This window comes from Neobacillus sp. PS2-9 (assembly GCF_030915525.1).
Classification (GTDB): Bacteria; Bacillota; Bacilli; order Bacillales; family Cytobacillaceae; genus Neobacillus.
The window spans coordinates 1,431,475-1,444,095 of record NZ_CP133269.1 but is presented as its reverse complement, the minus strand read 5'-3'; the positions used below and the strand labels follow the sequence as shown (position 1 = coordinate 1,444,095).

Here is a 12,621-nt window from a genome sequence, read left to right as displayed (position 1 = left end):
TTTTTATGAAGTTACGATTAGATTACTTTTGCTTCAGTATGAAGAAGTTGAACAAGTTCTTTAACCTGATCATTTAAATCGCCAGCTAAGACCTTTCCAGCCTCTTTTTTAGGCGGCAAATAAATTTCAATTGTTTTAGTTTTTGCTTCTACATCCTCTTCTTCAAGATCAAGATCATCTAATTCTAATTCCTCAAGCGGCTTTTTCTTCGCTTTCATAATTCCAGGTAAAGATGGATAGCGCGGCTCATTAAGCCCTTGTTGTGCTGTAACTAAAAGTGGAAGGCTTGTTTCAATGACTTCTGAATCACCTTCAACGTCACGAGTAACAGTCACATTTGTTCCATCAATTTCGAGTTTCGTAATGGTAGTTACATACGGAATATTGAGGAGTTCGGCTACTCTTGGTCCTACTTGTCCTGTTCCACCGTCAATAGCCACATTTCCACCAATAATTAAATCAACTTCTTTATCCTTTAGATATTCGGCAAGGATTTTAGCAGTTGTAAATTGGTCACCGTTTTCCACATCATCTTCAGTATTAATTAGAACAGCTTTATCTGCACCCATTGCAAGGGCTGTACGCAATTGTTTTTCTGTTTCTTCATTCCCTACAGAAATAACATTCACTTCTCCACCCTTTGCATCACGGACTTGAATCGCTTCTTCAATCGCATATTCGTCGTATGGATTGATAATAAATTCTGCACCGTCTTCATTGATTTTGCCGCCTGAAATCGTAATCTTTTCCTCTGTATCAAAGGTTCTTTTCATTAATACATAAATGTTCATGGTTTCGCCTCCTAAGAAAATTCAAACATTTTTTCAGTTCTAAAGATTGAGAAAATTTTATAGAAAAAAATTTTTTTATAAAAACTTCTTAAGCAAAACTTAAGAAGCTTTATTCACCTTTAAAATGTGGCTCTCTTTTTTCAAGAAAGGCTTGGATCCCTTCTTTTGCATCATTAGAAACAAAAACTTGACCAAACAGCTCTGCTTCTTTCTGTGAACCTTCATAAAATTCTTCCGTCTTGGCAAAATTCAATAATTGAATCGTTGCACTGATGGAGCCAGGACTTTTCTTAGCAATTTTTTCTGCAAGTATGTAGGCTTGCTCTAATACTTCGCTTTCTGGGTACGCATGATTAGCCAGCCCATATTGGACTGCCTCTACGCCTGTAATAGGCTCAGAAGTGAACAGCATTTCAGCTGCCCTTGCCACACCTACATATTTAGGAAGACGCTGTGTCCCTGCAAATCCTGGAATTAGACCAAGCTGTAATTCAGGTAAGCCAAGCTTTGCATTCTCACTGACAAGGCGGATATGGCATGCCATTGCAAGCTCTAATCCACCGCCAAGAGCGGCCCCATGAATAGCTGCGATAATAGGTTTAGGAAATTTCTCCATGCGATCAAATAAATCTTGTCCAAACTTCCCAAGGTTAGCAAAGCCTTCTGAAGAAGTAACTGTCGTAAATTCCTTAATATCGGCACCTGCTGAAAAAAAGCGTCCTTCACCATGAATAACAATAACACGTATATCACGGTTCGGTTCAATTTCGTCAAGTACCGCCGACAGTTCCCTTAATAAACCTGATGAAAGGGCGTTTGCCGGAGGACGTTGAATCGTAATGGTAGCAATACGATTTTGATTAGACCACTTTAAGTATTCCAATAATTTCTCCTCCTCTAAACTTTACCGGCCTCCAATTCCATTGATTAAAAGCCGATGAACTGGTGATGCCAATGCAAGTAAATCATACTTTTCTTCATTCATTACCCATGATGTTGCCGTTTCATCAATCGTTCCAAAAATCATTTGTCGGGCAAGGCGAATATCAAGGTCATTTGAAAACTCACCGGTTTCTTTGCCTTCAATTAGCACCTTATCAATTACCTTTAAATATCCTTTTAGAACGTTGTTGATGCGGAGTCTCAATTCCTTATTGGATTGACGGAGCTCTAGCTGCGTGACAATTGCTAAGTGATGATCCTCATAGAGCATACTGAAATGAGCTTCTATCATCTTTAATAATTTCTCTGCCGCCGTCCCTTTTCCTGCAATCATGTTATCTATTTTTTCAATGAAATTTCCCATTTTTTCTTCAAAGAGAGAGATTAGGATGTCTTCTTTGTTCTTAAAGTACAGATAAATGGTGCCATCTGCTACCCCAGCCTGTTTCGCAATTTTCGAAACCTGTGCTTGATGGTAGCCATTTTCAGCAATAGCAATCACTGCTGCATCAATGATCTGCATATATTTCGGCTTACTCTTTTTCATGTCTAACCCTCCTTTGAAGCTTTAAGCAATTAGAAAAGCGCAAGCGCCTTGGTCAGCCCCGACAGGCAAATGTTCTTCGGCAAGAAAAGTCCGTCTTTTGACTTTTATTGCCGAAGGTTATTTGACCCGAGGGGCTAGGCGCTGGAGCTGGACAATTCTCGAAGTCGCATTTTATACATTCTTTTAATCAAAAAATATGAATGAATCATCATTCATATTTTAATAATAGTGATTATATGTATTTCTGTCAAGAAATACTGTTGAACAACTTAATGATAGTATGATTTCTTTTTATAGACAAGCATATGAATTCAAAAAAAAATCTGAGCTATTGGCTGTTAGGCCTGCTTTGTACTTTCTTCTTCTATTTTTCTCATCTCTTCTTCTACAAGCATTCTTCTTAAAATTTTTCCAACGGCTGTTTTAGGCAATTCTTTTCTAAATTCATATAGCCTTGGTGCTTTATAGGCAGCCAAATATTTTCTTGCAAATTGATTCATTTCTTCTTCTGTCACAGATGAACCATCTTTTAAAACGATGTAGGCTTTGACTGTTTCTCCGCGGTATGGGTCTGGCACCCCGGCCGCAACTGCCTCAAGCACATCTGGATGTTCATATAAAACTTCTTCTATTTCTCGTGGATAAATATTATATCCACCTGCAATAATCATATCTTTTTTACGGTCAACGACGTAAAAATAACCTTTATCATCCATATACCCAAGGTCACCAGTATATAGCCAGCCATCTTTTAAGACTTCCTCGGTTTCTGAAGGCCGATTCCAGTAGCCCTTCATCACTTGCGGTCCCTTGATTACAATTTCTCCTATTTCTTTTATTGGTACAGGCTCACCTGTATCGACTGAAAGGATTTTGACATCCGTATCGGGATAAGGTACGCCAATGCTTCCCTTCACTCGTTCTACATCCCACAAGAAGTTGGAATGGGTAACCGGAGAAGCTTCTGATAAGCCATACCCCTCTACAAGCTTACCACCTGTAACTTCTTCAAATTTGTCCTGAACCTCGAGTGGAAGTGGTGCTGAGCCACTGATACAGGCTTCAATAGAAGAAAGGTCATATTTTTTCAAATCCGGATGGTTTAATAATCCAATATAAATGGTTGGTGCCCCAGGAAATAAGGTTGGCCGCTGTTTGTGAATCGTTTTCAAAGTGGTTACAGCATCAAATTTAGGCAATAGAATCATTTTACATGCCATCTTTATCGATAAAATCATGCAAACTGTCATTCCATAGACATGGAAAAAGGGGACAATTCCCAGCATCGATTCTTCACCCAATTTCGCTTTGTATAACCAGGCTTCACTCATTGCTGTATTTGAAATTAAGTTTTTGTGGGTAAGCATGACTCCCTTTGGAGAACCGGTTGTTCCCCCAGTATACTGAAGTAACGCAATGTCCTCTTCAGGATTGACTTCATACGTGGTTAATTTCTTCGGTTTCATTTTTACAATTTCTGTGAACAGATGGGTACTTCCTTCATGTTTTACTTTTACGACGATTCCATATTGTTTTTTCTGGATGAAAGGATAGGCAAGATTTTTCGGGAATGGCAGGTAATCTTTGATAGCGGTTACAATAATATGCTGTAAATCAGTCTGCGGCATGATTTTCGATACACGGGGGTAGAGGATATCTAATGTGATGATGGCCTTTGCTCCGGAATCCTTCATTTGGTATTCAAGCTCACGTTCCGTATATAAAGGATTGGTCTGTACAACAATTCCGCCTGCCATCAGAATACCAAAATAACTTATGACAGCCTGCGGAGTATTTGGGAGCATGATGGCAATTCGGTCATCTTTTGAGATACCTATTTCCTGTAAATACCCTGCAAAATTCAAGGCTTCTTCATAAAGTTTCTTGTAGGTTAACTCTTTTCCCATGAAATGAATCCCAATCTTATCTGGAAACCTTTCCGCTGTTTTTTGCAAGTAACTTTGAACAGGATCTTGGGAGTAGTGCAGTGTAGCGGGAATGTCTTTCGGATAAATGTCTAACCACGGTTTAGACTCTAACATAATAAACCTCCCTTTTTGTATAAATAATTTTAAAAATTCTAATTTCACTATCTATTATAGTACAGCGTGTGAAAATTAACAATGAAACCACTGAATAATAGTACAGAAAAAAGAGGCTGATTGATGTCAGCCTCTTTCATCCTAAAGATTGTTTAGTAGTTCTTTATGCAAAAAACACCATATATATAATTCCTATTAGTAAAAATAAGCCACATAATCCAAGAAGGATTTTAGCTAATGTCTCCACTCTTTTCTCCCCTAACTAAATTCCTGCCCCAATGACATAGGATAATCCAATTGAAATGACCATGGAAATCAGCCCCACTGCACGATTGTCTTTTTGAATTTCTTCGTCAATCTTGAATTTTGGTGTTAAAAATTCGAAAATAAAATAGCCAATTAATAAAAGCGTAAAACCATATATTCCCCAGCCAATCATGTTAAGTAAGGAATTATGTGCCTCAATAGTATGGCGAAAAATATTAGCTACACCAAATATTTTCCCGCCGGTAGCCATCGCAACAGAAATATTTCCATTTTTTATTTCCACCCAATTTTTATACTTCGTTACTACTTCAAAGATGGCTAAAAAAACAATCATACATAAAATAACAACACTATAATAGGCAGCTATTTGAATGTATTCGTTCTCCCAAAACTGGTCCATAGCTTAATCTCCCCGGTCATTATTTAAATTCTACTATGGTAACGCCAGACCCGCCTTCTCCAGCTTCTCCAAAGCGAATTTTTTTAACGGAACGATGATTTTTTAAATACTCCTGAACTCCCTGCCTTAAGGCCCCAGTCCCTTTCCCATGGATGATGGATACGCGTGGATAACTTGATAGAAGGGCATCATCAATATACTTTTCTACTTTTAATAAAGCATCTTCATATCTCTCACCGCGAAGGTCTAGTTCTAGTTTAACATATGAGTCCCGCCCTTTTACAATAGCAATTGGTTTTGTCTCCACTTGCTTCGGCGTGCTCATATACTCCATATCCTTCTCCTTGACCTTCATCTTCAAGATCCCGATCTGAACCTGCCATTCATTTTCAGACACACGTTCGACAAGTGTGCCTTTTTGGCCAAAGGTAAGGACTTTTACTTCATCTCCAGGCATATAGGTATGCGTCTTATTTTTCTTATTGGTCAGCTTCGCTGATTTCTTAATTTCCGGAGCTGCTTCTTCAAGACGCTTTTTCGCATCAATTAATTCATGCTCTTTAATGTCCGCATGCTTTTCCGTTCTCATTTTGCGGAGGTCCCGAATAACCTTCTCTGCCTCCGTCTTAGCCTCTTCTACAATCTCTTCCGCTTTTTCAGCCGCTTTTTCCAGCATGGAGTCTTTCTTCTCGTAAAATTCCATCATTTGCTTTTGCAAATCTTTATGCAGCATCTCTGCTTGCTTCAAGAAATCGCGGGCTTCCTCTTGTTCTTTCTCTGCTTGCCGTTTGCTTTCCTCTAAGGAAGCAATCATTTTATCGATTTGATTCGTATCCTCGCTAACATGTGAACGCGCCGATTGTATGACTCGATCATTAAGTCCTAATCGTTTTGAAATCTCAAAGGCATTACTTCTCCCTGGGACGCCTAACAGCAATTTATACGTTGGACTTAATGTCTCTACATCAAACTCCACACTGGCGTTTAGTACGCCTTCCCGGTTGTAGCCATAGGCTTTTAATTCAGGGTAGTGTGTCGTTGCGATTACCCTCGCACCTCTTCTATGCACTTCATCTAATATAGAGATGGCTAGTGCCGCACCTTCCTGAGGATCCGTTCCTGCACCAAGCTCATCAAACAAAACAAGGCTGTTAAAGTCCACTTTATTTAAAATGTCGACAATATTGACCATATGTGATGAAAACGTACTTAGGCTTTGTTCAATCGACTGTTCATCACCAATATCCGCATAAATCGCATCAAAGACAGCTAGTTCTGACCCGTCATAGGCAGGCACTTGTAATCCCGCCTGAGCCATTAAGGAACACAATCCTAGCGTTTTTAAAGTTACCGTTTTTCCCCCTGTATTCGGTCCGGTAATGACAATCGTCGTGTAGTCTTTCCCAAGCATAATGTCATTGGCAACGACTTCATCGATTGGAATTAATGGATGTCTCGCCTTATATAAGGCAATTCTTCCCTCATGATTCATAATCGGCATGGAAGCTTTCATTTGTTTGCCATATCTAGCTTTTGCAAAAATAAAATCCAAATTTGCTAACACGGCAACAATCACCTGCAGCTCACTTTCATGCTCTGCTGCTTGCGCGGAAAGTTCGGAAAGGATCCGTTCAATTTCTAGTTGTTCCTTGACCCGAATATCCTGCAATTGATTATTTAACTGCACAATCACTTGGGGCTCAATAAATAAGGTTTGTCCGGATGAACTTTGGTCATGGATAATCCCACCGTAATGGCCGCGGTACTCCTGCTTAACAGGAATAACAAACCTGTCATTACGAATGGTAACAATCGCATCGGAAAGCATTTTACTTGCATTGGAGGAACGAATCATACTTTCTAATTTTTCCCGTACCCTCGCTTCATTCGAGCGAAGCTGATGTCTTAAGGAACGTAAAAGTTCGCTTGCTCCATCTAATACTTCTCCACTTTCATCGATGGCATATTTGATAGCTTGCTCTAGGTTTGTAAGGGGGATAATTCGCTCCACTTGTTCGGATAAGATTGGAAGCTCGGTTCTCTCAGCAGCAATCTCCTCAATAAAACGTTTCATCTGTCGACTGGCATGAATGGTGCTGGCAATTTGGACCAACTCTTGTGGGCTAAGAACACCCCCAATGATCGACCGTTTTACATGAGCACGAATATCATAAACCCCTGATAGTGGGACATTCCCTTTTATACGTAAGACAGTGGCAGCCTCATCTGTTTCTGCTTGAAGTGCAACCACTTCATCAAAATCAATTGATGGCATCAAGTTCTTTATTTTTTCCATACCAAGTGAAGAAGAAGCATGGTTTAACAGCTGTTCCTTCACTTTGGTGAATTCTAATACTTTTAATGCTCTTTCTTGCATGGAGTAAATCCTCCTTATTGTCGATTGTGCAGGAATTCAAGCAGATCATTCTTGTCGAGTGCATTTAACACGGATGATTTTTTTATCCAGCCCTTTTTGGCAGTGGAAACACCTATTTCCATATGCTTTAATGTATCCATTTTGTGTGCATCTGTATTGATGAGAATCTTTACACCTGAATCCTGTGCTTTTCTTAAATATTCTGAAGCCAAATCAAGTCGATTTGGATTTGCATTTAGTTCTAAAGCTGTATTGGTTTCTTTAGCTAGCTCGATCAGTAAATCAATATCCACGTCATATCCTTCTCGACGACCAATTTTCCTGCCTGTCGGGTGGGCAATTAAATCCACATGGTGATTGGTTAAAGCGGTTTTTAAACGCTCCATGATTTTTTCCCTCGACTGAGAAAAGGCCGAATGAATGGAGGCAATAACAAAATCCATTTCAGCTAGGAGGTCATCCTCATAATCCAACGTCCCATCAGGAAGAATATCCATTTCTACTCCAGAAAGGATGAGAAAATCATCGTATTTCTCATTTAATTGTTTGATTTCTTCCCTCTGCTTTAACAGCCTTTCACGCGTCAGTCCATTCGCAACCTTTAAATATTGGGAATGGTCGGTAATTGCCATATACTGATATCCTCGAGCACGACACGCTTCCGCCATTTCCTCAATGGAATGGGCCCCATCACTCCACGTAGAATGCATGTGGAGATCCCCTTTTATATCTTCAAGCTCAATTAATTCTTGCTGAGCTGTGAATGTATCTACTTCTCTGCCGTCCTCCCTAATTTCAGGTGGAATAAACGGGAGTTCAAAATGCTTGAAAAATTCATCTTCAGACGAGAAGGTAAGAATTTCACCAGTCTCAACATTCTCTACTCCATACTCACTAATCTTCTCCCCGCGTTCTTTAGCAAGCTGCCTCATGCGGACATTGTGGTCCTTTGACCCTGTAAAATGATGCAAGGTTGTAATAAATTCCTCCGGCTTCACCAAACGAAAATCAACGGAGACATCATAATCAAAGGCAAAAACTAAGGAGACCTTTGTATCACCCGCACCAACCACTTCTTTGATATTTGGCCATTCTAATAGAGATTGACGAACATTCTCTGGTTGAGTGGTTGCTATAATAAAGTCTAAATCTTTAATCGTCTCTCTCATTCTTCGCAGGCTTCCTGCCCTTGAAAAACGATCGATAGCCGGGGTTTCAGCAAGTCTTACCTCAATCTGTTCCGCAATTGGGAGCATGTAAGCTAGCGGTAGCCGCTCAGGTCGATTTCCCACATTTGCAATAGCACTTAAGATTTTCTCTTCCGTCTTCTTACCAAATCCAGCAAGCGCCTGCACTTTTCCTGTTTGGCAGGCCTCTTTTAAGCTAGAAACGTCTACGACCCCTAATTCTTTGTATAGCTTGGCAATTTTCTTACCGCCAAGACCAGGAAGCTGCAGTAACGGAATGAGTCCTGATGGGACTTCTTCCTTGAGCTCAGCTAACACGGAAGAGGATCCCTCTTTCATGTATTCTTCTATTACAGCGGCAGTCCCTTTTCCAATTCCTGAGATCGCTGTAAAATCCTCAATTTCTGTTAAAGTTCGCTCATCTGTTTCAAGTGCAGTAGCTGCCTTACGGAAGGCCGATACCTTGAAAGGATTCTCTCCTTTTAATTCCATATAAATAGCAATCGTTTCTAGTAAACGAATCAAATCTTTTTTATTAACTTCCATTATGATTCACCCGCCTCATATTTAGCATTTTCATTTTAGCCTACTTTATGGCAGAATAGAAAAACTTCTCTGCTACAGAGAAGTTCAAGCAGCTGTATATTCAATCCACAAGCTCTTTATTTGCTGTGAAAGGATAGGGGTGTGGTTCACAATTGCTTTTGCCATAAACGAGTTGTCCAAAGGATTTTGTAAAAAATCTATTGGAATCAAAGCAGCAATATATAATAAAATAAATATAATGAGATAGACTTCCAAGAAACCGAAGATTCCTCCTGCCCACACATTTAACTGGCGTAGAACCGGCAAATGAGCAATGAAATCCAGCATGGACCCTATTACTTGCAAGAGGATTTTCACAGCAAAAAAGATAATTACAAAAGAGATGGCACGATAGAATGCGGTCTCCATATTAGTGCTATCAGTTAAGAGCTTTAAAGTTGTTCCTTCACCTAGGTTTGGATAGGGAATCCACAGGGTTAACTTTGGAGCCAGCTCTTCATAGTATATTGTAGCGACTACATATGCAATAATAAAACTGGTTAAATGCACAAGTTGCAGTATAAAGCCTCTTTTAAGGCCAACAAAGAATCCAATAATTAAGAGAATAATAATAGCTAAATCTAACATGATAAATTAGTCCTTTTCCTTTAGTAGTTCTGTTTGCAGTCGGTCGAATTGGTCCTTAATTTTAATATAATCATTGACTGCGTTTACGGCTGTTAAAACGGCAAGCTTACTAACGTCCAGAGATGGATTCTTAGAACTGATTTCCCGCATTTTATCGTCAACTAAAGATGCTACAAGCCTAATATGACTTGGGCTTTCCGTACCCATAATAACGTATTGCTGACCGTAAATATCTACGGTTGTTCTGTGTTTTTGTGTGTTTGACAACGCAAATGCCTCCAATCAAAGAATCCTACTCTCTATCATAACATGAACTATTCGAACTGGAAAAGTCAAACTAATTAAAAACTAGAGATAGCTTGAGTTTAAGAGATAATAATAAGTGGAAATGTGGTGTTTTTTACTTGGGAAATGTGGTAATTAAATTAGGAATAAATGAAATTACGGAAATGAAGAAGTATTACTCGAAGCAGCTTGTGGAAAAAAATCCGCCTGGAAGCGTGTTTTCGGCCAAGACTCCAGGTTGTGTCATCACAGCATACAATTCCGGCAAGGTGTTATTTCAGGGAAATGATAGTGAAAAGGAAGCTGGTAGATGGGGCAGTGTTGCTTTATCAGCTGGGGCTGGTGGTGCTAAAAAGGTTGTTTCTTCTGCTAAAGGGGATTTGCCACCTGGCATCAGTCAAATGTCTGCTATTGGTTCTGATGAAGTGGGGACGGGAGACTTTTTCGGTCCGATTACCGTTGTTGCCGCCTATGTAAAAAAAGAACATATCCCTCTATTAAAAGAATTAGGTGTCCGCGATTCAAAGGACTTAAATGATGAAAAAATCATTGCGATTGCAAAGGTTATCAAGGATGTTGTACCGTTCAGCTTAATGACTTTGAAAAATGATAAATATAATAAGCTGCAGCAGTCGGGTATGTCACAAGGGAAAATGAAGGCGATTCTTCATAATCAGGCGATATTAAATGTTCTGGAGAAGATTGCCCCCAATCAGCCAGAAGCGATCCTCATTGATCAATTTGTACAGCCGAGTACTTATTTTCAGCATCTGAAAAGCCAAAAAGCGATTGCTAAAGAAAAAGTTTGTTTCAGTACGAAAGCAGAAGGGATTCATTTAGCTGTTGCTGCTGCCAGTATTCTAGCTCGCTACGCCTTCGTCCAATATATTGACAAGCTGAGTGAAGCAGCAGGTTTTAAGATTCCAAAGGGTGCAGGGGCACAGGTAGATGTGGCTGCGGCCAAGCTGATTGTGAGTAAAGGGCGTGATATTCTCCCCTCCTTTGTGAAACTCCACTTCGCTAACACGGATAAAGCAATGGCTCTAGTAAATAAAAGGAAGTTCTGACAGGTGTGGCGAATACACTTATTGTGGGAGGGGATATTTTGGCAAATAGACTTAGTTTAACAGAGATTGGTCAATTCCTTGCGGAGTTAACAGGTTGGAAACTCGACGGTAAATTCATCGTGAAAAAATATCGTTTTCATGAATTTTTAAAAGGTGTTGCTTTCGTGAATGAAATTGCGGAGTTGTCTGAACAGGTCAACCATCATCCATTTATCGCGATCGACTATAAATTAGTTACTTTGCGGCTCACATCATGGAATGCCGGGGGATTGACTGATTTGGATGTGGAATTGGCGAAGAAATATGATGCTTTTTATGAAAAATATAAAGAAAAATAGAAAAAAAGAGGAAGTCTCTAGTTAATTTACTTAGAGACTTCCTCTTTTTATACTTTCTTATCGTGTTTTGATAGGTTTATTTGCGAAAAATGGTCTTTTATTTGCGTAAGTAGCGGTTTTATTTGCGAAAAGAATATGTTTATTTGCGATAAAGCTAGTTTTATTTGCGTTCGTACAATTCACGGAAAATTAACCGGAATATACATACGCATCTTCTTTGTCCCATCGGCTTTTATATTTTTTTCAGATCGTAACATTCTTCCAGCTGTATCAATTGAATCTAGTTGAACAAATACTCGGAATTGCTGATTTGTAATTATTAAATCTATTAGCAAAAAATAATCCTTTAGGGCAGTTACATGTGCATCTTTTGAGTATATGTTACATGAAGTGCAGTACCATTTCTTTTTCTTACGAATCAATGGAACATGATTGCAGGTAGGGCAAAAGACACCAGTTAATACATCCGTTTTATTGATTTGATATTTTTTAAAAATATAATTGGTTGGAATTGTATTCAGTTTTATCAATAGACGACTAAGCTTTCGGATCCCTTTAGCATTGAGAGTAGGCTTGGAATACTGATTTTCAATACTAGAAATTCTTTTTAGTAAAACATCTGCTTTACATACGCGAGCCTTTACTTTATGAGAATTTTTTCCGGTAATTACGTACGAAGAATACCCATTGCTGATAACCACAAGGTATAAAATTGGAACAGCAGGAAATTTATATTCTGCCATTAGTTTCTCAAGGTGATCTCTATGCCTTTCTGCTTGAGCTATGGGATAAGGATAACCTTTTTCCTTCTCATTATTTACTTGCATAAACTGTTCATTTTCTGTATCAAAAATTAGTTTGCCAGCCATATTTTTCACTTCAATAATAAGGGCGAATTCTTCTGTTAGGAGGAGAGTATCTATTTGGCAGTTGTAGTCACCATCTGGAAGGTTTAAATCGTGGAGTATTGTGTACTTATCCATTGGGAGTAAACGTAAGTAATAATCAAGACTTACCTCACCTTTGTATCCAGCTTGCCTCCTTCCTAATTCCTCTAAAACCTGCTGGTATTTAGGATAATTTAAGGGCAGCCGTCTGGACAAAGCCTCTAAAATAAGCATTACTAATGGAATATTCCTTTCTTTAACAACCAATCATTTTCACTCCTTTCAATTTAATAATGTTTTTCTAAAAGAATTTCAAAA

The 12,621-nt window shown here is 39.0% G+C and carries 12 protein-coding genes; 2 read left to right on the top strand and 10 right to left on the bottom strand.

The features are described 5' to 3' along the window. Positions 1-17: 17 nt before the first annotated feature. From RCG25_RS07090 to zapA, 9 genes are all read right to left on the bottom strand, one after another. Entirely contained in the window at positions 18-791 is a 774-nt protein-coding gene (locus RCG25_RS07090; RefSeq protein ID WP_308082964.1) for an electron transfer flavoprotein subunit beta/FixA family protein, read from the bottom strand. A 109-nt stretch (positions 792-900) separates the two neighbouring features. Next, positions 901-1,674, bottom strand: a complete 774-nt coding sequence (locus RCG25_RS07085) for an enoyl-CoA hydratase (RefSeq protein WP_308082963.1) — start codon at positions 1,672-1,674, stop codon at positions 901-903. A 21-nt stretch (positions 1,675-1,695) separates the two neighbouring features. Then, on the bottom strand, positions 1,696-2,280 hold the full coding sequence (locus RCG25_RS07080) for a fatty acid metabolism transcriptional regulator FadR (protein ID WP_308082962.1): 585 nt from the start codon (positions 2,278-2,280) through the stop codon (positions 1,696-1,698). A 338-nt stretch (positions 2,281-2,618) separates the two neighbouring features. Then, complete coding sequence (locus tag RCG25_RS07075) at positions 2,619-4,322, bottom strand: AMP-binding protein (RefSeq protein ID WP_308082961.1); 1,704 nt, start codon at positions 4,320-4,322, stop codon at positions 2,619-2,621. Between the two features lie 262 nt (positions 4,323-4,584). Next, positions 4,585-4,989, bottom strand: a complete 405-nt coding sequence (locus RCG25_RS07070) for a DUF350 domain-containing protein (RefSeq protein WP_308082960.1) — start codon at positions 4,987-4,989, stop codon at positions 4,585-4,587. Positions 4,990-5,008: 19 nt separating this feature from the next. Continuing rightward, positions 5,009-7,366, bottom strand: coding sequence for an endonuclease MutS2 (locus tag RCG25_RS07065; RefSeq protein WP_308082959.1), 2,358 nt, complete (start codon positions 7,364-7,366; stop codon positions 5,009-5,011). A gap of 14 nt (positions 7,367-7,380) precedes the next feature. Continuing rightward, positions 7,381-9,099 (bottom strand): DNA polymerase/3'-5' exonuclease PolX, encoded by a 1,719-nt coding sequence (gene polX / locus RCG25_RS07060; protein WP_308082957.1) that lies wholly within the window; start codon positions 9,097-9,099, stop codon positions 7,381-7,383. 84 nt (positions 9,100-9,183) lie between these two features. Continuing rightward, positions 9,184-9,726: a CvpA family protein gene (locus RCG25_RS07055; protein WP_308082956.1), complete on the bottom strand. Its 543-nt coding sequence runs from the start codon at positions 9,724-9,726 to the stop codon at positions 9,184-9,186. A gap of 6 nt (positions 9,727-9,732) precedes the next feature. Further along, complete coding sequence (gene zapA, locus RCG25_RS07050; protein ID WP_308082955.1) at positions 9,733-9,993, bottom strand: cell division protein ZapA; 261 nt, start codon at positions 9,991-9,993, stop codon at positions 9,733-9,735. Between the two features lie 137 nt (positions 9,994-10,130). On the opposite strand from zapA, the gene rnhC reads away from it, so the two are divergent. Further along, positions 10,131-11,078, top strand: a complete 948-nt coding sequence (gene rnhC / locus RCG25_RS07045) for a ribonuclease HIII (RefSeq protein ID WP_308082954.1) — start codon at positions 10,131-10,133, stop codon at positions 11,076-11,078. 38 nt (positions 11,079-11,116) lie between these two features. Next, complete coding sequence (locus tag RCG25_RS07040; protein ID WP_308082953.1) at positions 11,117-11,416, top strand: 4a-hydroxytetrahydrobiopterin dehydratase; 300 nt, start codon at positions 11,117-11,119, stop codon at positions 11,414-11,416. A gap of 179 nt (positions 11,417-11,595) precedes the next feature. Here RCG25_RS07040 and RCG25_RS07035 read toward each other — a convergent pair whose 3' ends face one another. Next, the gene (locus RCG25_RS07035; RefSeq protein ID WP_308082952.1) at positions 11,596-12,570 is read right to left on the bottom strand and encodes a nuclease-related domain-containing protein; all 975 of its coding nucleotides are present in this window, start codon (positions 12,568-12,570) and stop codon (positions 11,596-11,598) included. Positions 12,571-12,621: the final 51 nt, after the last annotated feature.

Excerpts from the sequence above, each read along its gene's own strand:
- RCG25_RS07090 (WP_308082964.1), bottom strand. The coding sequence starts at position 791 with ATGAACATTTATGTATTAATGAAAAGAACCTTTGATACAGAGGAAAAG.
- RCG25_RS07080 (WP_308082962.1), bottom strand. The coding sequence starts at position 2,280 with ATGAAAAAGAGTAAGCCGAAATATATGCAGATCATTGATGCAGCAGTG.
- RCG25_RS07075 (WP_308082961.1), bottom strand. The coding sequence starts at position 4,322 with ATGTTAGAGTCTAAACCGTGGTTAGACATTTATCCGAAAGACATTCCC.
- RCG25_RS07070 (WP_308082960.1), bottom strand. The coding sequence starts at position 4,989 with ATGGACCAGTTTTGGGAGAACGAATACATTCAAATAGCTGCCTATTAT.
- RCG25_RS07065 (WP_308082959.1), bottom strand. The coding sequence starts at position 7,366 with ATGCAAGAAAGAGCATTAAAAGTATTAGAATTCACCAAAGTGAAGGAA.
- polX (WP_308082957.1), bottom strand. The coding sequence starts at position 9,099 with ATGGAAGTTAATAAAAAAGATTTGATTCGTTTACTAGAAACGATTGCT.
- RCG25_RS07055 (WP_308082956.1), bottom strand. The coding sequence starts at position 9,726 with ATGTTAGATTTAGCTATTATTATTCTCTTAATTATTGGATTCTTTGTT.